This window comes from Halomonas sp. S3-1-1, assembly GCF_023757625.1.
Classification (GTDB): domain Bacteria; phylum Pseudomonadota; class Gammaproteobacteria; order Pseudomonadales; family Halomonadaceae; genus Vreelandella.
Genome location: NZ_JALGBZ010000003.1, coordinates 284,083 through 303,284, shown reverse-complemented (window position 1 = coordinate 303,284; position 19,202 = coordinate 284,083). Strand labels below are relative to the sequence as shown.

Genomic DNA, 19,202 nt, shown 5'->3' with positions numbered 1-19,202 from the left:
AATAAGCCTAATATGTTCATTACTGATTTATCTAAAAGCGGTATGCTGGTAAAAAGTGTATCTAAAAATCATTAGCGCCGCACCCTAACTTTAGCCTGTAACCACTACCCCTCATCCTGATATAGCGCATAGCCAAGTTCAGTCGCACTTATAACCATAAATGTATGGCCCGCGTACGCCATTTACAGATACTCCTCGTTGATCAGCGCAGAGACTTTGTGCGTCGCGTTAACAAAGTTTTTTCGCCAGGACGCGTCCACTCGTACTGCTCACTAACGGGCTTGACTTCCTGCTCGGCTGCGGCCCGATCACGCTTATAGCGGTAGCGCGGCTCTGTTGGTGCCAGTTGCCATCACTATACACAGGCTTGATGTCGCTGATTTTGCAGCAAGTCATGACCATTCACCCAGGTAGTATTGATGTCTACAGCTTTAGACTGCAAGCGTGAACAAATCACTCTTACAGGTCGATATCCAAGATTATCAACTCTTTCGTCATAAAAAAACGCTCATGACCCAAAGGCCATGAGCGTTGGCTACCCGCGCTATTTAACTTAACGCAATCAGGCGGCGCCAAGCAGCCCGTGCGGATCGAGGACGAACTTGCTCGCCACGCCTTGATCGAACTGCTCGTAGCCCTGGGGCGCTTCTTCGAGCGAGATCACCTGAGCGTTGACGATCTCGGCGATGTTCAGGCGCCCGTGCAGAATCGCCTGCATTAGCTGGCGGTTGTACTGCACCACCGGGGTCTGGCCGGTGTGGAAGGAGAGCCCTTTCGCCCAGCCCTGGCCAAAGCGCAGGCTCAGACTTCCCGTTTGCGCCGCTTTTTCCGCGGCACCCGGGTCTTCGGTCACATAAAGCCCGGGAATGCCGATGGAGCCGCCTTCGCGGGTCACTTCCATCATCTGGTTGAGCACCACCGCCGGCTGCTCCTTGCCGCTATGACCAACCGCCTCGAAGCCTACCGCGTCGATGGCGCTGTCCACGCTCGGCTCGCCGACAACGGCCGCAATCATTTCGCCCAGGCGATCGTGCTGGGAGAGATCGATCGGCACGAAGCCCATCTTGCGCGCGTGCTCGAGACGCGCCTTGTTGAAGTCGCCGATCATGACGACCGCCGCGCCCAGAAGCCGCGCCGAGGCCGCCGCGGCCAGACCCACCGGGCCGGCACCGGCGACGTAGACCGTTGAGCCCGCGCCGACACCGGCTTTCAAGGCGCCGTGGAAACCCGTCGGCAGGATGTCACTCAACATGGTCAGGTCGCGAATCTGGTTCATCGCCTGGTCGCGGTCCGGGAATTTCAGCAGGTTGAAGTCGGCGTAGGGCACCATGACGTAGTGCGCCTGGCCGCCGACCCAGCCGCCCATGTCAACGTAGCCGTAGGCGCCGCCGGCGCGGTCGTCGTTGACGTGCAGGCAAAGGCCGGTGTGGCCTTCCTTACAGGTACGGCAGCGACCGCAGGCGACGTTGAACGGCACGGAGACGATATCGCCGATCTGCAAAAACTCGACGCCCTTGCCCTTCTCGATCACTTCACCCGTGATTTCGTGGCCCAGCACCATGCCTTTCGGGGCGGTGGTGCGCCCGCGCACCATGTGCTGGTCGGAGCCGCAAATGTTCGTGGAGACGACCTTCAGGATGACGCCGTGGTCGATGGGCTTGCCGTTGGGGGTTTCCATCTTCGGGTAGTCGATGTTCTGGACTTCGACCTTGCCGTCACCGACATAGACAACACCGCGATTGTTGGACATGGATAATCCTCTCTTCCGGGTGCGGCCGCGATTATGAGTCGCGCTGCATCGTTATTCTTGAGTGAAACTGGCGTGTTTGACGCAATCCCGACGCGCGTGCGCCGACGATCCGCCAAACGGCATCAGGTGCCGCTCCAGCATGGTTCATTCGCGCGCGCGGAAGTTACTCACAGACGACATCGAACGGCGGATGGACGACCTGTTTCGGCACGCGTCACGATTTTGTCGTAAATGTCGCAAATACGCCGAGCGGTGACGTGGGCAAGCATCTTGGGGGCAAGGCCCGGCGATACTATCGCGGCATGATAGCGTCGCAAGCCCATCCCAACAGCGCGGCGCTAACAAACGACCGGACCGAACACAGACCGATCAACAGAACAACGCGACTCGCCTGGAGACCCAGATGTCAGACAACAATTTTTCTCCCGATGCCCGCCTGGCCAGCTACGACACGGCCCTTGCCTCCGCCATTGCCGAAGAGACGTCGCGCCAGGAAGCCCATATCGAGCTGATCGCCTCGGAAAACTACACCAGCAAGCTGGTGATGGAAGCCCAGGGCAGCCAGCTGACCAACAAGTATGCCGAAGGCTACCCGGGCAAGCGCTACTACGGCGGCTGCGAGTTCGTCGACAAGGTCGAAACACTTGCCATCGAGCGCGCCTGCAGCCTGTTCGGCGCCAACTACGCCAACGTGCAGCCGCACTCCGGCGCCCAAGCCAATGCCGCGGTGTTCATGGCGCTGGTCAAGCCCGGCGACACCATTCTGGGCATGAGCCTGGCCCACGGCGGCCACCTGACCCACGGCGCGGCACCGAACTTCTCCGGCAAGCACTACAACGCCGTTCAGTACGGTTTGGTCGAAGGCACCGGCGAGATCGACTACGACGAGGTTGAGCGTCTGGCCCGCGAGCACCAGCCGAAAATGATCATCGCCGGCTTCTCCGCCTACTCGCGGGTGATCGACTGGCGGCGTTTTCGCACCATCGCCGACGAGGTGGGCGCGTATCTGATGGTCGACATGGCCCACGTCGCCGGTCTGGTCGCCGCCGGCCTCTACCCGAGCCCGCTGCCCTACGCCCACGTGGTCACCACCACTACCCACAAAACGCTGCGCGGCCCGCGCGGTGGCCTGATCCTCTCCGCCGACGGCGACGAGGCGCTCTACAAAAAGCTCAACGGCGCGGTATTCCCGGGCCAGCAGGGCGGCCCGCTGATGCACGTCATTGCCGCCAAGGCCGTGGCCTTCAAGGAGGCGATGAACCAGGACTTCGTCAACTACCAGCGCCAGGTGATCGCAAACGCCCGCGCCATGGCGAAGGTGTTCATCGAGCGCGGCTTCGATGTCGTCTCCGGCGGCACCGACGATCACCTGTTCCTGCTTTCGCTAATCAAGCAGGGCGTGACCGGCAAGGACGCGGATGCCGCCCTAGGCCGCGCCCACATCACGGTCAACAAGAACAGCGTGCCCAACGACCCGCAGAGCCCGTTCGTTACTTCCGGCCTTCGCATCGGCACCCCGGCGGTGACCACGCGCGGCATGGTCGAATCGGACTGCGAGCAGCTCGCCGGCTGGATTTGCGACATTCTCGACGTGCTGGCCGATCAACAAGACACCACCGAGATCGAAAACCAGGTGCGCGACCACGTCGCTGATCTGTGCGCGCACTACCCGGTTTACGGTCAGGCCCAAACTCAGGCAGAGCCGGTCGAAGACGCCACCGTCGCGTAACGACCGCCGCCCGCGGGCTCCACGGAGTCGATTCAGGAGAGATTTCATGCAACGTTATTCCGGCTTCGGACTGGTTAAACATGCGCTCGGTCATCACGAGAACTGGGAGCGCCAGTGGCGCAACCCCGAGCCCAAGAAGCGCTACGATGTGATCATCGTGGGCGGCGGCGGCCACGGTTTGGCTACCGCTTACTATTTGGCCAAGGAGTTTGGCGTCAAGAACGTCGCCGTGGTCGAGAAAGGCTGGCTGGGCGGCGGCAACACGGCGCGTAACACCACGATCGTGCGCTCCAATTACCTGTGGGACGAGGCCGCGCGCCTTTACAACCACTCCCTCGACTTGTGGAAAGGGCTGTCTCAGGATCTGAACTACAACGTCATGTTCTCGCAGCGCGGCGTCTTGAACCTGGGCCACACCCTGCAGGACATGCGCGACATTCAGCGCCGCGTACACGCCAACCGCTTGAACGGCGTGGATAGCGAAGTGGTCACGCCCCAGCAGATCAAGGAGATCGAGCCCGAGCTTGATATCTCCAACCGCGCCCGCTACCCGATCATGGGCGCCTCCTGGCAGAAAAGTGCCGGCGTGGCCCGCCACGACGCGGTGGCCTGGGGCTACGCCCGCGGCGCCGACGCATTGGGCGTGGATCTTCTGCAGAACACCGAAGTCACCGGCTTCAAGATTCGCGACGGCAAGGTGCTCGGCGTTCACACCAACCGTGGCGACATCGAAGCCAATACGGTGGGCTGTGTGGCCGCGGGTAACTCCGGGGTGCTGGCGGACATGGCGGGCATCAAGCTTCCGCTCGAGTCTCACCCGCTGCAGGCGCTCGTCTCCGAGCCGCTCAAGCCGGTACTCAACACCGTCACCATGTCGAACCACGTGCACGGCTACGTTAGCCAGTCCGACAAGGGCGACCTGGTGATCGGCGCGGGCATCGATGGTTATCTCGGCTACGGCCAGCGCGGCAGCTACCCGACCGTCGAGCACACCCTGCAAGCGATCGTCGAGATGTTCCCGATGTTCTCGCGGGTGCGCATGAACCGCCAGTGGGGCGGCATCGTCGATACCTGCCCGGACGCCTGCCCGATCCTTTCGAAAACGAAGGTCAAGGGTCTTTATTTCAACTGCGGCTGGGGTACCGGCGGCTTCAAGGCCACCCCCGGATCCGGCCACGTGTTCGCGGCGAGTCTGGCCAAGGGTGAAATGCACCCGATCGCCGCGCCGTTCTCCATCGACCGTTTCCACACCGGTGCGCTGATCGACGAACACGGCGCCGCCGGCGTTGCGCACTGAGGAGAGCTGACATGTTCTATATTCACTGCCCCTACTGTCAGGAGTACCGCGAGGAAGAGGAGTTTCATCCGCGCGGTGAGGCTCACCTGATGCGCCCGAAAGACCCGGACAATACCACCGACGAAGAGTGGGGCGACTACCTGTTCTTTCGCAAGAACCCGCGCGGCGTTCACCACGAAATGTGGGTCCACTCCGTGGGTTGTCGCAAGTTCTTCAACATCACCCGCAACACGGTGACCTACGAGATCCTCGAGACCTACCGGATGGGCGAGCAGCCGAGCATCACCGCCGAAACGGAAAAGGTCCGCAAGGAACAGGGCGTACAAACCGCTGACGGCGGCTGGCAGACCATCGGTGCCCAGCCCGAATCCAAGGCCTTGAACGAGGAGACCTCGTCATGACGCAGACCAATCGTATCGATGCCGGCGGCCGTGTCGATCGCTCCCAGACGCTCGAATTCACCTTCAACGGCCAAAGCTACAAGGGCCTGAAGGGCGACACCCTGGCCTCGGCCCTGCTCGCCAACGGCGTGGACATCGTCAACCGCAGCTTCAAGTACTCACGGGCCCGCGGCATCGTCGCCGCCGGCGCCGAAGAGCCCAACGCCGTGGTCCAGCTCGGCGCTCGGGAAGAGACCCAAGTGCCCAACGTGCGCGCCACTCAACAGGCGCTCTACAAGGGCCTGGTCGCGCGCAGCACCAACGGCTGGCCGAACGTTCAGCGCGACGTCATGAGCTGGGTCGGTCGGCTGGGCGGCGGCTTCATGCCGCCGGGCTTCTACTATAAGACCTTCATGGCCCCGGCCTCGATGTGGATGACGTACGAAAAGTACATCCGCAAGGGCGCAGGCCTGGGCCGCGCGCCCCACGAGTCCGACCCGGACATCTACGACCACATGCACCACCACTGCGACGTGATGGTGGTGGGCGCAGGCCCAGCGGGGTTGGCCGCGGCGCTTTCGGCAGCCCGTGCTGGCGCCCGCGTGATCCTTTGCGACGAGCAGGAAGAGATGGGTGGTTCGCTGCTCGATAGTCGCGAGACCCTCGACGGCGTTTCCGCCGTGCGCTGGGTCGAAGAGACCGTCAAGGAGCTCGCAAGCCTTGAAAACGTGCTCCTTCTGCCGCGCACCACCGCCAACGGTTACCACGATCACAACTTCGTTACGCTGCACGAGCGGCGCACCGAGCACTTGGCCGACACCGCCAGTGAGGCAGGCCTTGCCGGTCAGGCACGAGCGCGGCTGCACCGCGTGCGCGCAGGCCAAGTGGTGCTCGCCAGCGGCACCCACGAGCGCCCGCTGGTCTACGCCAACAACGACCTTCCGGGCAACATGCTCGCCGGGGCCGTTTCCACCTATATCCGCCGCTACGCGGTGGTGCCGGGCAAAAAGCTGGTGCTTTCCACTAGCAACGACCACGCCTACCGCGCCGCGCTCGACTGGAAAGAGGCCGGCCGCCAGGTCGTGGCGATCGTCGATGCCCGCGCCAACCCGGACGGCGATCTCGTTCGCCAGGCCCGCGACAGCGGCATTCGCGTGATCACCGGAAGTTCCGTGGTCGAGGCCCGCGGTGGCCAGCGCGTCACCGGCGCCCGCGTCTGCGCGATCGATCTCGAGCGCTTCGTGGTCACCGGTAAGGTCGAGGAGCTCGAGTGCGACACCATCGCAAGCTCCGGCGGCTACAGCCCGGTGGTGCATCTCTCGTCTCACACCGGCACCCGCCCGCAGTGGAACGAGGAGCTGCTCGGCTTCTTGCCCGGCGAGGTGAAAGGCATGATCTCCGCCGGCGGCGTGGCTGGCCACTTCGGGCTCGACGAGACGCTGGCCGACGGCGAACGTGCCGGCCGCCAGGCCGCCCAACTGACGGGTTTTGAAGACGCGCAGGCGATCACCCTACCCGCTACCCGCGGTCTCCGCGACGGCAAGGCCTGCGCGCTCTATCAGGTGCCACACGAAAAAACCGCGCTGCGCGCGCCGAAGCAGTTCGTCGACCTGCAAAACGACGTGACCGCCGCCGGTATCGAGCTCGCCACTCGTGAGGGCTTCGAGTCCATCGAGCATGTCAAGCGCTACACCGCGCTCGGCTTCGGTACCGACCAGGGCAAGCTTGGCAACATCAACGGCATGGCTATCGCCGCGCGCTGCCTCGACCGCTCGATTCCGGACGTCGGCACCACGGTGTTCCGCCCCAACTACACGCCGATCACCTTTGGCGCCATCGTCGGCCGTCACTGCGACGAGCTGTTCGACCCGAAACGCTACACCGCGCTTCACCAGTGGCACATGGAGAACGGCGCCGAGTTCGAGGACGTGGGCCAGTGGAAGCGCCCTTGGTACTTCCCGCGCACGGTCAACGGCAAAAAAGAGACCATGCATGAAGCGGTCGCCCGCGAGTGTCTGGCGGTGCGTGAAAAAGTCGGCATTCTGGACGCCTCGACGCTGGGCAAGATCGACATTCAGGGCCCGGACGCCCGCGAGTTCCTGGGCCGCGTCTACACCAACAAGTGGGCCCAGCTCGCCCCGGGCCGCGTGCGTTACGGCTTGATGTGTAAAGACGACGGCATGCTGATGGACGACGGCACCACGAGCTGCCTCGCCGATAACCACTTTTTGATGACCACCACCACCGGCGGTGCCGCGGGCGTACTCGAGTGGCTGGAGCTTTGGCACCAGACCGAATGGCCGGAGCTTCAGGTCTACTTCAACTCAGTGACCGATCACTGGGCGACCATGACCGTGACCGGCCCGGACGCGCGCAAGCTGCTGTCCGAGCTCACCGACCTGGATCTGGATAAAGAGTCGTTCAAATTCATGGACTGGCGCGACGCCACGGTGGCCGAGGTGCCGGCACGTATCTTCCGCATCTCGTTCACCGGCGAGCTGGCCTTCGAGATCAACGTGCAGGCCAACTACGCGCTGCACGTCTGGAAGAAGCTTTTTGAGCACGGCGAGAAGTACGACCTTACGCCCTACGGTACCGAAACCATGCACGTGCTGCGCGCCGAGAAGGGTTTGATCATCGTCGGGCAGGACACCGACGGCTCGGTCACCCCGGAAGATCTGGGCATGCAGTGGGCGATCGGTTACGACAAGCCCTTCCCGTGGATCGGCAAGCGCGCGCTGAGCCGCCCGGACACCCTGCGCGGCAATCGCAAGCAGTTCGTCGGCTTGAAGCCGAAGGATTCAAGCGTGGTACTGGAAGAGGGCGCGCAGATCGTTTTCGACAAGGAGCAGAGCATCCCGATGGCCATGAAGGGCCACGTGACCTCGAGCTACTACAGCCCGTCACTGGGCCACGGCTTCGCCTTGGCGGTGGTGGTCGAAGGCCGCGAGCGCATGGGCCAAACCGTTTACCTGCCGATGACCGACGGCACGATGCATGAAGCCGAGATCGTCAGTCCCGTCTTCATCGACCCGAAAGGAGAGCGTCAAAATGTCTAACGTGAGCGCCAAGCAGTTCGACACCGTGCCCGCCGGTAACCCGGCGGTCGAGTCGCCGCTTTGCTGGAGCTACCAGCAGCAAAAGACCGCCAACAGCGCCAATGCCGGCGTGGTGCTGCGCGAGAAGGCGCTGCTGGGTCACGTGGTGCTGCGCGGCGGCGCCATCGTGCTCGATGAAGCAGTGCGCCAGGTGCTCGGCATCAGCCTGCCGGCCAAGCCCAACACCGTTGAGCGTGACGAGGCCGGCGAGCGCTCGATCCAGTGGATCTCGCCGGACGAGTGGCTGGTGATCGTTCCTGGCGGCGAGGAGTGCGCTCTCGAGCGCTCCCTGCGCGAAACCCTTGGCGATGCCCACGTCAGCATCGTCAACGTCAGCGGTGGCCAGACCGTGCTGACGCTTGCCGGCGACAACGCCCGCGAAGTGCTGATGAAGACGGTCTCGTTCGATGTTCACCCCCATGCATTTCCCGTCGGCAAGGGCGTGACCACGATTTTTGCCAAGGCGACCGTGGTGCTGCGCCGCACAAGCGAGACCGAGTGGGAGCTGGTGGTACGGCGCAGTTTCGCCGACTACTGCTACCGCTGGCTGCTCGACGCCTCCGCGGAATACGGTATCGATACACAATAAACGCATAACGGCCGGCACCCGCCGGCCGCCCTGACTGCGATGAAAGAGAAGCGCCATGAGCCGACTAACGGATACCTGGATCATCACCGCCCAGTGCCCGAGCATTCTGGGCACGGTCGATGTCCTCACCCGGTTTTTAAAAGAGCAGCACTGCTACATCACCGAACTCAGCTCCTTCGATGATCGGCTGGGCGAGCGCTTCTTCATTCGTGCCGAGTTTCGCCCGGAGCTTGATGACTTCAGCGAGCAGGCGTTCGAGGAGGCCTTTGGCCCCCGCGCCCGCGAGTTCGACATGAGCTTCGAGCTGACCCCGCCGGCCAAGCGAACCGGCGCGGTCATTCTGGTGTCCAAAGCGGACCACTGCCTAAATGATCTGCTCTACCGCTATCGCACCGGGCAGCTTTCGCTGGATATCAAGGCGATCGTCTCCAACCATCCTGACCTGCAGCCGCTGGCCGAATGGCACGACCTGCCCTATCACCATCTGCCGATCACCCCGGACACCAAGTCCGAGCAGGAAGCCCAGGTGCTCGACATCATCGAGCAAACCGGCGCGGAGCTGGTGATTCTGGCGCGCTACATGCAGGTGCTTTCGCCGCGCATGTGTCAGCTGCTCGATGGCCGCGCGATCAATATCCACCACTCCCTGCTGCCTGGCTTCAAGGGTGCCAAGCCCTACCACCAGGCCTACGACAAGGGCGTGAAGCTCGTCGGCGCCACCGCGCACTACATCAATAACGACCTGGACGAAGGCCCGATCATCGCCCAGGGCGTGGAGCCGGTGGACCACGCGCACTACCCGGAGGATCTGGTCGCCAAGGGGCGTGATATCGAGTGTCTGACGCTCGCCCGGGCCATTGGCTACCACCTGGAGCGGCGGGTGTTTTTGCACGGCGGCCGCACGGTGGTGTTCGGCAACTGATCGAACGCCCCTGACGCTCGCGCCTCGACTACAGTAAGTACAACAAACGACGTCGCCTCGCCGGACGATGGGTTCGCCCGTCGCCGGTGAGCCGGCGCGCTATTCTCATCAGAGGTCTTCCATGCCTATCAGTGTCTTCGACCTTTTCAAGATCGGCGTCGGCCCGTCCAGTTCACACACGGTCGGCCCCATGATGGCGGCCTTCAAATTCGCCGCGGCGGTAGAAGATGCCGGCGTACTCGACCGGGTCAGCCGTCTGGAAGTGCATCTTTACGGCTCGCTCTCCGCCACTGGCGTTGGCCACGGCACCGACCACGCCACCGTCATGGGCCTGATGGGCGAGCGCCCGGATCGGATCGACCCATCGATCATCGGCCCGGCGATCGCGACGCTCAAGGAGACGCACACGCTGTCGCTTAACCGCCAGAAGGACGTCACCTTCGTTTGGGACCGGGACATGCGCTTTCACGATGAAAGCCTGCCCCACCACCCCAACGCCATGAAGCTCTGCGCGTATGACGAAGCCGATCAGGTCCTGCTCGCCAACACCTACTACTCGGTCGGCGGCGGCTTCGTCGTCGACCAACACCAGGTGGACGCAAAGCTCGAGGACATGGACAGCGCCGAGATCCCCTTCGACTTCAACTCCGCCGAGGAGCTGTTGGCGATCTGCAAGCGCGAAGGCATGAGCGTCAGCCAACTGATGATGGCCAACGAGAAAACCTGGCGGCCCGAGCAGGAGGTGCGCGACGAGCTGTGGCGCATCTGGCGGGTGATGTGCGAGTGCGTCGACAACGGCTTGACTCACGAAGGCGTGCTGCCCGGCGGGCTCAACGTCAAGCGCCGCGCCAAGCTTTTGCACCAGCGCCTGTCCGCCGCCGAGCAGAACCCGTGCCTGATTGCGACCACCTTCTCCGCGATGGAGTGGGTCAACATCTTCGCGCTGGCGGTCAATGAAGAGAACGCCGCCGGCGGGCGCATGGTCACCGCCCCGACCAACGGCGCGGCGGGCATCATCCCGGCGGTTCTGCACTACTACATGAAGTTCCAGGCAGGCTCCAGCGAGCGTAACGTGGTCGACTTCCTGCTCGCCGCGGGTGCCATCGGCATCCTGTGCAAGAAAAACGCCTCGATCTCCGGCGCCGAAGTGGGCTGCCAGGGCGAGGTCGGCTCCGCCTGCGCCATGGCCGCCGCCGGCCTGGCCGAGGTGATGGGCGCCACGCCCGAGCAGGTCGAACACGCCGCAGAAATCGGCCTGGAGCATAACTTAGGCTTGACCTGCGACCCGGTCGGAGGGCTTGTGCAGGTGCCCTGCATCGAGCGCAACGCCATCGCCACCGTCAAAGCGATCAACGCCGCCCAAATGGCGCTGCACGGCGACGGCACCCACTTCATCTCGCTCGATAAAGTGATTCGCACCATGCGCGACACCGGCCGCGACATGCTCGACAAGTACAAGGAGACCTCCAAGGGAGGCCTGGCGGTGAATGCGATCGAGTGTTGAGCGCCTTTTCTTCTACCAAGCTCCATGGCGGTCCAACCGCCATGGAGTTTCACGTTTGCTGCTTCACCCTTCAATCCATGTCTTGCTGTATTGCTGCCCCTATCCCGCTCTTTGCTTATCGATAGACTCGTCTGGCGAGTATTACTAAAGTCTAAGCGGCTTCCTCCCTTGCTATTGCTTGAATACTGATAAGGTATGGACCACTGCCCAGCCACTTAATGGCGGCAACAGGTTATACCGTCTATCTTGAGCGCCCCTTCATACCCGGGAGGTATCATGGAGCTACGCCACCTGAGGTACTTTTGCGTTGTGGCGGAGGAGTTGAATTTCACCTGTGCCGCCGAGCGGCTTCATATGTCTCAGCCGCCGCTTTCCCGTCAGATTAAACAGCTGGAGCAAGAAGTAGGCGCTGAGCTTTTCGAGCGAGGGTCTCGGGGATTACGTTTGACCCAGCCAGGCATCTTTTTTCAACAACGCGCTATAGAAATTCTGGAAAAAGTAAACGTCACTATCGATTCCACGCGCCACATGGCTCGTAGCAAGCGATCTCTTTTTGGTATTGGGTTTGTGCCCTCAATCTTTTATGGCCAGATACCGATGCTTGTACGAGATTTACGCCAACTCGATAACATAGAAATATCATTAGCGGAGCTCACGACAGTTCAGCAAGTGCACGCGCTCAAGTCAGGACGCATTGACATCGGTTTTGGCCGTCTTCGAATTGATGACCCAGATATTGAGCAGGAACTACTTTTTAATGAGCCACTGATCGCCGCCGTTCCTAGTGGGCATCCACTTGAAGGCTCCTCCCCTACCTGTGCTGATCTTGCAAATTATTCGCTTATTCTTTTTCCTGCAAAACCGCGACCCAGCTTTGCCGATATGGTGCTGGGTATTTTCCGTCGCCAGGGTTTAAAAGCAAATGTATTGCAAGAGGCGAACGAGGTTCAAACAGCGTTAAGTTTAGTCGCCTCAGGGATTGGAATAACTCTGGTACCAGAAGAAGTAAAACGTGTACAACGGGACGGTATTTCTTATATTCCCTTGGCCGATAAAAACATTACCTCGCCTGTTCTTTGTAGTCGCCGCCGCCATGAGAAACCCTCCGCTCTCATGAGGGAAGCGACTACTATTTTAAACAAGCTGGTTGATGATCGCCTCAAAGGTCGATATCCCTAATCATTAGTGTTACGCACTAGTCTGCATATGACCCGCAGCCAGACTAGTGCGACCTCCAAGTGACAACCAAAGCTATTGATATAAAACTATATCTATACCTTGGCAGTACCCGCTAACTGGCTAGCTAGATCATGCTCGTCCTCTTTGGCGCGCGCCCGGGGGTGACGCGTTTGAAGCGCGAGATCTTTGGCCGAGGTCAGCTCGACATCAAACACCACTTGAGAAAATGGGCCGTCCAGTTCGCGCTTAGAAATTTCCGCTGGGTCTTCGATATGCTCTGCAGGAATGACTAGCTCTTCGCGGGTAGCGAAGGCAAAGTCATCGAAGGTATAGGGGTCACCCGCCAGGTTGATCTGGGTAGTCAGATGCTGATGTCCCGGAGCGGAAACGAAGTAGTGGATGTGAGCCGGGCGTTCGCCGTGGCGGCCGAGCGACTTGAGTACAACATCAGTGGGCGCGCCTTCGGGCACCCCATAGCCGGAAGGAATAATGCTGCGGGCGGTATAGCGACCATCGCTGTCGGTGTAAATCGTGCGGCGCAGGTTGTACTCGGACTGCGATGGGTCAAAGAACGAGTAGCCGCCCTTATCATTGGCGTGCCAGATCTCGACCTTGGCCCCGGCGATCGGCGTGCCGTCCACATCGCGCACTTGGCCAGTCAACCACATGGTTTCGCCCTCAGTACCTTCATCATCCATGCGCGCGAAACTTTCGGCTTCCGGGGCGCCGGCCACGTAGAGCGGGCCTTCGATGGTGCGCGGAGTACCGCCTGTACGGTGCGCTTCAGCGTCGATAGCGTCGTGGCGCATATCCAGGAAATGGTCGAACCCAAGTCCAGGCGAGAGCAGCCCGAACTGTGTCTGACTACCCAGCGCGTTAAGCAGATTAACGCCCGCCCAGTACTCTTCTTCGGTGATGTCGAAATCGTCGATCAGTTTGAACAGATCACCGACCAAGCGCTGCACGATTTGCTTGGCGCGCTCGCTGCCGCCGGACTGATCGAGACCAGCAACCTTGTTAATAAAGTTCTGTACGTCTGGCGTATCGAAAATTTTTACGGTCATGTCAGAATCCTCAATTATTATAGAGTTGTATTTTTAATCAAGATGGCTTGGTTAGTGCTGTCTCAGTTGTCGTCTTCGCGAATGGAGGAAGGGTGACGGCACAAGGGTTTGACGCTGATTTCCATGTACGGAAATAACGGGAGGTTGCTAACGAGCTCTTGCAGTTCCGTATTGTCTTCAACGTCGAAAATACTGACATTGGAGTAACTACCGGCGACCCGCCATAAGTGGCGCCACTTACCCTGGTGCTGTAGTTCTTGCGAGTACTCTTTCTCTGTTAATTTGATACTGGCCGCCTGCTCAGCGGGCATCTCAGGGGGTAGCTTAACGGTCATCTCTACTTGAAATAGCATCCGTATCTCCTTTCTCTTTCCGGTTGCGCTTAGCGCAGACGACTTAAGCGCGACGGTTATCGGCGTGAATAGTGGGCTAACTTATCCTCATCCAGGATCACACCCAGACCCGGCCCTTTAGGTACATCAACACCAAACTCGGTGTAATTAAGTGGCTCGACGACGATATCGTCTTTTTGTAAGAGTGGGCCGAACATCTCAGTTCCCCAAGTCATCTCGGGAAGGATGGACCAAGCATGAAGTGAGGCGGCCGTGCCAATCGTGCCTTCCAAGAGCGTGCCGCCATATAAGCCAATACCGGCAGCTTGGGCGATATGTGCCAGCTCCAGGGCACCATATATACCCCCAGATTTGGCAAGCTTAAGTGCAAAAGCACCGCTAAAGCCGCGGCAGACGAGATCCAGTCCGTCGCGGGCATCCTGAACTGCTTCGTCTGCCAACATGGGGACATTGAAGCGGTTGGCCAGACGCACCAGGCCAGCCTGCTCGCTGGCGTGAATGGGCTGTTCGATCAGCTCAATACCCGCTTCTTGAAGGGCCTGAATACCACGCACTGCCGTAGATTCGTCCCAAGCCTGGTTGACGTCGACGCGCACACTGGCACGCTCCCCGAGCGCCTCCTTAATCGCCGCCACATGACGAACGTCCTGGTCGACCGGGTTAGCACCGATTTTTAATTTAAAATCGCAGTGCCGGCGCTGCTCCAATCGCAACTGCGCTTCGTCGATATCCTTGGCGGTATCGCCGCTAGCCAGCGTCCATAGCACGGGAAGATGCACCTGCTGAGGACCACCAAGAAGCTCGGAGACACTCAGCCCCAAGCGCTTTCCGTGGGCGTCCAGAAGGGCCGTTTCGAGTGCAGATTTAGCGATCATATTGCCACGAGCATGCCGGTTTAACTGCGTGCGTAGGGCGTGAACATTGTGGGAAGGCTGACCAATCAGCAGGGGGGCCAAGTAAGTGTCGATATTGCGCTTGATGCTTTCCGGGCTCTCCGGGCCGTAGGCCAAGCCCCCTATGGTGGTGCCTTCCCCAAGACCTTCTATACCGTCGGAGTGACGCATACGCACGATAACCATGGTCTGGCAGGCCATGGTTGTCATGGAGAGTTTGTGGGGACGGATAGTCGGCAGATCAACTAGTAGCGTCTCAATGTGTTGTATGACGGTTGACATGGAAGCTCCGGCGTAATGCGATCAGTTCACTGACTAGCAGTGTGAGTGGCGCTATCAGCCAAAACCAATATTGTTTGAGTGCCTAGCTATACCGGAGAGGTATAACTGTGTACTCACACTAATCCGGTCCAAGCGTATAGATAGTGTTGGCGCATCATAAGTGGCTAAAATTGAGGTTTTTAAAAATCCTGAAAACGATCTTTTTGGCCCAAAATGACTGTTGGACTATTTGTTGCGCCACATTAGCGTAGCCTTTTTGCAAAATTGCCGACTGCTTTACTGAAATATAGCTTTTCCAGATTATTTTTTGGATATTAATAACTTAAAATAAAAATTCGCCTTTCCTATAAAAAGGCTTGAGCTTTAAATAAACAACCAAAATTTATCTATTACGACCAAAGGATAGTCTAGCGCTGTCACTGAGCGCTTGGTCAGCGCTCAATATCGTTACATGCCTTTTATAACCCCAATATCTCGCGCGCCTGCTGCCAGCTAGCTACCGGTCGCTGGTACTTGGTACATAGCGCAACGGTGCGCTTGACCAACGCCGCGTTGGAGGACGCCAGCGTATCGCGGTCCAAACGAACGTTGTCCTCAAGCCCCGTACGCGTATGCCCACCTGCAGCAATCGACCACTCGTTCAGAAGATATTGGTTAGCGCCAATACCGGCACCACACCACTGAGCATCAGGTGCCAAACGTTTGAGCGTCTCGATATAAAAATCAAACGTGGGCTTGTCCGCAGGCATTGCGTTCTTCACGCCCATAACAAACTGCACATAGAGTGGTGTTTTAAGCTTACCCTGTTTGGAGAGCGTCACCGCCTGATGGATATGCGATAAATCAAAGGCTTCGACCTCAGGCTTAACACCATACTTGAGCATCTCATCGGCTAGCCAGTCCACTAGTTGCGGCGAGTTCTCGTATACGCGGTTAGGGAAATTGTTGGAGCCTACCGAAAGGCTGGCCATATCCGGTTTTAGCGACAGCATCGCGCCGCGTGCTTCGCCGGCGCCGGAACGCCCCCCGGTCGAGAGCTGTATAATCATGCCGGGACAATGCTTTTTGAGCCCCTCCATCAACCGGGCAAACTTCTCCGGATCAGATGAAGGCGTTTGATCATTGTGACGCACGTGGCAATGAGCAATAGCAGCTCCCGCCTCGAACGCGGCTTGGGTGCTTTCCACCTGCTCTTGTACCGTAATGGGTACGGCCGGATTGTTCTCTTTACGGGGCACACTGCCGGTAATAGCGACGCAGATAATACAAGGACGAGACATGGGCAACTCTGCTTTATTCCAGAACAAAAGAGGCATTTTATACTTTTAAAGCATACTACATGCCCTAGTCAATTGAACTATAAAAACACCCACGCTACTAAAACAACCCCTAAAGCGAACAACTCATACTCAAATATATATTTACAATCAATCTATATAGCATTAAGATTATGAAACATTTTACTCAAGCATTGATTAATATAAATAATTTCTTGCTTGCTAAAATCGCTAAACGCTTTTTCCACTAGCCTGCTTGTAACCTGCCTCGCAATATCTAACTTTTCCTCTCCGAAAGAAGTAATATCAACTTCCGTAACACGCCCATCCTGAGAGCTAATTTCGGTTATCAATAAACCTGCTTCCTGCATACGATAAATCGTCTTGGTAATGGTTGATAGCTTGGCAACAGCATGTACTGAAATATCAGACATACTCAGACGCCCATGCTCATGCAAAATCATCAAGATTCGCCATTTCGATGAACTCAGCCCATGTGGTTTTAGCAGTGAGTCAACATCTGCTCCATGCTTTGCGTTCAACCGTGCAACCCAATAAAAAGGGAAATCGCGTGATCGAAAATCATCGGAAAGAGGAAAAAACGAAGAGGATAGTCCTTCCTTGTCCACCATATATATGCCATCCCAGAAAGTAGTAGATTATTCTAGCATATAACCCATACAGTGTAAGCGGAGGCGACCGTGGAAAGGGGGTTGGTCTTCGACGCTGTAGGTGGCACGCCAACTCACCTTTCACATGTATCAACAAGGTCAATCCTTAGAGGTGAAACGTGGCGACAACGTCGTTTATACTGCAAAAACACGGGGTTCTTCACACTGACTCTCAAGATACCATTAGAGAGCGTGTTGCCCACTACCTGTGCCCACACCATATGCGCTTGTTCGACGGTCAACCGCTGTCCTCCAAGATGAGTGCGATCAGCTTCGATCAGCTGTCGATTATCGAGTTGCAATATGGGGCCGATGTCGAAATTGACCCAGAGGCGGAATCCAACGTTTACCTATTTCGTGTGACGCTTGAAGGCCAAGGGAAGATTGTGTATCCCGATCAAAAGATCGATATGGTGCGCGGTGGGGTTACCGTGAGCTCACCCTGCCAAAGGGCCCTGATTCAAACTACGCAGCACTGCCATAACATTATCATGCGTATTCCTCGCCACCGGCTGGAGCAGCGGCTAGCCCACCGGCTCCAACAGCCGATTTCTTTTCCGCTAATCTTTGAGCACTATGCCCCTAGCTACTCACCCGCCACCGACTTTTTGCTCAATACCATCAGATATTTTGCCAGCCTATCGGATTTTCACCTTCATTCGTCCACCGCAGCGGAGCAGTTAAAGCGAATGGAAGATTATCTTTATGACAGTCTACTTGGGCTCTTCAAACATAATTACAGTCAACGTCTTCAGCTGGATACATCGTTATTGCCTCGCCATGTAAAAAAAGCCAAACAGTATATGGATCAGCATCTGAGTCAAGAGATCACGCTTGAAACACTAGCGCACCATGCTCAAGTCTCGACACGCACACTGCAATATGGCTTCCAGCGATTTGTGGGGCTTTCACCCAAGGCTTACCTTATCCAACAGCGTATGCAAAGCGTGCACGAAACGCTGGTTAATGCACGCCCTGGTACCCGCGTGACCGATATCGTACTGCAGCATGGTATTAACAACCCCGGACATTTCGCTAGTCGGTATAAAAAAGTATATGGCATCACGCCGGTACAGACCTTATACACCAATGATCACCACACGGCGTGAGCTAACTTCTATTCTATGTTAAAGGAGCTCGTCACGATAAGTGTTAAAGAGCTCCTTCATGCGTGTCTCAAGCTCGCGAGCTGGCAAACCTTGTGCTTCTGCACCGTCAAGAATCGCGTCATTTACCGGCGCCAATCGTTCGCCCCATCGAGCCGCCTCTTCTTCCGAAAGCGAGATGATCTCGACCCCTTCTTCAGCTTGCGACCACTCCAAGGAGCGCTGAATCTGCTCATCCAGATACTGTCCAGTGAACGCGGCCATTTCAGGTGCCAGTTCTTCCATCACCTCCTGCACCTGTGTAGGTAGCGATTCCCATTTTTCCTGCGTCATCACCGCGGCGAAGATGGTATTCGTCAATGGATAATCGGTTACATATTTGACAGTACGAGCAAACTGCAAATCCATTAGTACTTCGCGAGAAGACGCGTACCCATCAATGATCCCGGCCTGCAATGCCTCGCCGGTCTCTGCCTGAGACATGCCGACGGCAGTCATACCCAAGGCGTCCAGAGCTCTGGAGTTATCACCTGAAATCCTAATCTCCAGTCCCTGTGCATCCTCCAGGTGGCGCACCGGCTCTATGGTTTGTAGATAGGCAGGCTCTGAGGTAAAGGCCGTAATGACCTTGAAACCCTCCAATCCTGTCATCTGTTGGCCATACTCCTGGATGAGCTGATAGACCGTTCGACTGGCAATTTCAGAGTTAACGTTTTGACCTGTCAGGCTCCCGGTCAGATTGATCAAGGGAAAACGCCCAGGCTCATAGGAGGTTGCTGAAAGTCCAATGTCAGCCACGCCGTTCAGCACTCCATCGTACATGTTATTGGCGCTTAGCAGAGTCCCCCCAGGAAACAGCGCGACCTCCACACGGCCATTGGTGCGCTCGCTAATTTCATTCGCCCAGCGCTCCATCTGTATTGCCGGAAAGCTCTGGGCGGGTGCAAAGAAAGCGTAACTGAGCTTGATCACCTCTGGACTCTCGTCGCGCGTGCTGGCTGAACTTTCATCTTCACGATCGCTACATCCTGCCAAGGTGACAGCAGCGACCAACAGCGATAATCTGCCTATCCACTTACGGCTTTTCATGACTCCACTCCCCTTGGGC

General features: G+C 58.2%; 16 protein-coding genes. 9 read left to right on the top strand and 7 right to left on the bottom strand.

What is annotated here, in order from left to right; translation table 11 throughout:
* Positions 1-562 precede the first annotated feature (562 nt).
* Entirely contained in the window at positions 563-1,750 is a 1,188-nt protein-coding gene (gene fdhA, locus MQW23_RS10775; RefSeq protein ID WP_252108098.1) for a formaldehyde dehydrogenase, glutathione-independent, read from the bottom strand.
* A 403-nt stretch (positions 1,751-2,153) separates the two neighbouring features.
* Here fdhA and glyA point away from each other — a divergent pair, with 403 nt between their 5' ends.
* From glyA to MQW23_RS10735, 8 genes are all read left to right on the top strand, one after another.
* Positions 2,154-3,479 (top strand): serine hydroxymethyltransferase, encoded by a 1,326-nt coding sequence (gene glyA, locus MQW23_RS10770; RefSeq protein WP_252108097.1) that lies wholly within the window; start codon positions 2,154-2,156, stop codon positions 3,477-3,479.
* Between the two features lie 46 nt (positions 3,480-3,525).
* Positions 3,526-4,776, top strand: coding sequence for a sarcosine oxidase subunit beta family protein (locus MQW23_RS10765; RefSeq protein ID WP_252108096.1), 1,251 nt, complete (start codon positions 3,526-3,528; stop codon positions 4,774-4,776).
* An 11-nt stretch (positions 4,777-4,787) separates the two neighbouring features.
* On the top strand, positions 4,788-5,177 hold the full coding sequence (locus MQW23_RS10760) for a sarcosine oxidase subunit delta (protein ID WP_252108095.1): 390 nt from the start codon (positions 4,788-4,790) through the stop codon (positions 5,175-5,177).
* Positions 5,174-8,215, top strand: coding sequence for a sarcosine oxidase subunit alpha family protein (locus tag MQW23_RS10755; RefSeq protein ID WP_252108094.1), 3,042 nt, complete (start codon positions 5,174-5,176; stop codon positions 8,213-8,215). The genes MQW23_RS10760 and MQW23_RS10755 overlap by 4 nt, the downstream gene beginning before the upstream one ends.
* Positions 8,208-8,843, top strand: a complete 636-nt coding sequence (locus MQW23_RS10750; RefSeq protein WP_252108093.1) for a sarcosine oxidase subunit gamma — start codon at positions 8,208-8,210, stop codon at positions 8,841-8,843. The genes MQW23_RS10755 and MQW23_RS10750 overlap by 8 nt, the downstream gene beginning before the upstream one ends.
* Positions 8,844-8,898: 55 nt before the next feature.
* Entirely contained in the window at positions 8,899-9,765 is an 867-nt protein-coding gene (purU, locus tag MQW23_RS10745; protein WP_252108092.1) for a formyltetrahydrofolate deformylase, read from the top strand.
* A 121-nt stretch (positions 9,766-9,886) separates the two neighbouring features.
* Positions 9,887-11,269: an L-serine ammonia-lyase gene (locus MQW23_RS10740; protein WP_252108091.1), complete on the top strand. Its 1,383-nt coding sequence runs from the start codon at positions 9,887-9,889 to the stop codon at positions 11,267-11,269.
* A gap of 276 nt (positions 11,270-11,545) precedes the next feature.
* Positions 11,546-12,448 (top strand): LysR family transcriptional regulator, encoded by a 903-nt coding sequence (locus tag MQW23_RS10735; RefSeq protein ID WP_252108090.1) that lies wholly within the window; start codon positions 11,546-11,548, stop codon positions 12,446-12,448.
* A 92-nt stretch (positions 12,449-12,540) separates the two neighbouring features.
* On the opposite strand, the gene catA is transcribed toward MQW23_RS10735, so the two are convergent.
* The 5 genes from catA to MQW23_RS10710 form a co-directional block, all read right to left on the bottom strand.
* Entirely contained in the window at positions 12,541-13,512 is a 972-nt protein-coding gene (catA, locus tag MQW23_RS10730) for a catechol 1,2-dioxygenase (protein WP_252108089.1), read from the bottom strand.
* 62 nt (positions 13,513-13,574) lie between these two features.
* Complete coding sequence (gene catC, locus MQW23_RS10725; RefSeq protein WP_252108088.1) at positions 13,575-13,865, bottom strand: muconolactone Delta-isomerase; 291 nt, start codon at positions 13,863-13,865, stop codon at positions 13,575-13,577.
* A 56-nt stretch (positions 13,866-13,921) separates the two neighbouring features.
* Entirely contained in the window at positions 13,922-15,040 is a 1,119-nt protein-coding gene (locus MQW23_RS10720; protein WP_252108087.1) for a muconate/chloromuconate family cycloisomerase, read from the bottom strand.
* A 458-nt stretch (positions 15,041-15,498) separates the two neighbouring features.
* Positions 15,499-16,356 carry a 3-oxoadipate:acetyl-CoA acetyltransferase gene (locus MQW23_RS10715; RefSeq protein WP_252108086.1) on the bottom strand — a complete coding sequence of 286 codons (858 nt, stop codon included), beginning with the start codon at positions 16,354-16,356 and terminating at the stop codon, positions 15,499-15,501.
* A gap of 116 nt (positions 16,357-16,472) precedes the next feature.
* The gene (locus MQW23_RS10710; RefSeq protein WP_252108085.1) at positions 16,473-16,949 is read right to left on the bottom strand and encodes a MarR family winged helix-turn-helix transcriptional regulator; all 477 of its coding nucleotides are present in this window, start codon (positions 16,947-16,949) and stop codon (positions 16,473-16,475) included.
* Positions 16,950-17,107: 158 nt separating this feature from the next.
* On the opposite strand from MQW23_RS10710, the gene MQW23_RS10705 reads away from it, so the two are divergent.
* Positions 17,108-18,097, top strand: coding sequence for an AraC family transcriptional regulator (locus MQW23_RS10705; protein WP_252108084.1), 990 nt, complete (start codon positions 17,108-17,110; stop codon positions 18,095-18,097).
* Positions 18,098-18,115: 18 nt separating this feature from the next.
* Here the strand turns inward: MQW23_RS10705 and MQW23_RS10700 are convergent, their stop codons facing one another.
* The gene (locus MQW23_RS10700) at positions 18,116-19,183 is read right to left on the bottom strand and encodes a TRAP transporter substrate-binding protein (protein WP_252108083.1); all 1,068 of its coding nucleotides are present in this window, start codon (positions 19,181-19,183) and stop codon (positions 18,116-18,118) included.
* Between the last annotated feature and the right edge of the window lie 19 nt (positions 19,184-19,202).

Bases quoted from the DNA above. Each gene is read 5' to 3' on its own strand.
- fdhA (WP_252108098.1), bottom strand. From the start codon at position 1,750: ATGTCCAACAATCGCGGTGTTGTCTATGTCGGTGACGGCAAGGTCGAA.
- glyA (WP_252108097.1), top strand. From the start codon at position 2,154: ATGTCAGACAACAATTTTTCTCCCGATGCCCGCCTGGCCAGCTACGAC.
- MQW23_RS10765 (WP_252108096.1), top strand. From the start codon at position 3,526: ATGCAACGTTATTCCGGCTTCGGACTGGTTAAACATGCGCTCGGTCAT.
- MQW23_RS10760 (WP_252108095.1), top strand. From the start codon at position 4,788: ATGTTCTATATTCACTGCCCCTACTGTCAGGAGTACCGCGAGGAAGAG.
- MQW23_RS10755 (WP_252108094.1), top strand. From the start codon at position 5,174: ATGACGCAGACCAATCGTATCGATGCCGGCGGCCGTGTCGATCGCTCC.
- MQW23_RS10750 (WP_252108093.1), top strand. From the start codon at position 8,208: ATGTCTAACGTGAGCGCCAAGCAGTTCGACACCGTGCCCGCCGGTAAC.
- purU (WP_252108092.1), top strand. From the start codon at position 8,899: ATGAGCCGACTAACGGATACCTGGATCATCACCGCCCAGTGCCCGAGC.
- MQW23_RS10740 (WP_252108091.1), top strand. From the start codon at position 9,887: ATGCCTATCAGTGTCTTCGACCTTTTCAAGATCGGCGTCGGCCCGTCC.
- MQW23_RS10735 (WP_252108090.1), top strand. From the start codon at position 11,546: ATGGAGCTACGCCACCTGAGGTACTTTTGCGTTGTGGCGGAGGAGTTG.
- catA (WP_252108089.1), bottom strand. From the start codon at position 13,512: ATGACCGTAAAAATTTTCGATACGCCAGACGTACAGAACTTTATTAAC.
- catC (WP_252108088.1), bottom strand. From the start codon at position 13,865: ATGCTATTTCAAGTAGAGATGACCGTTAAGCTACCCCCTGAGATGCCC.
- MQW23_RS10720 (WP_252108087.1), bottom strand. From the start codon at position 15,040: ATGTCAACCGTCATACAACACATTGAGACGCTACTAGTTGATCTGCCG.
- MQW23_RS10715 (WP_252108086.1), bottom strand. From the start codon at position 16,356: ATGCCTCTTTTGTTCTGGAATAAAGCAGAGTTGCCCATGTCTCGTCCT.
- MQW23_RS10710 (WP_252108085.1), bottom strand. From the start codon at position 16,949: ATGGTGGACAAGGAAGGACTATCCTCTTCGTTTTTTCCTCTTTCCGAT.
- MQW23_RS10700 (WP_252108083.1), bottom strand. From the start codon at position 19,183: ATGAAAAGCCGTAAGTGGATAGGCAGATTATCGCTGTTGGTCGCTGCT.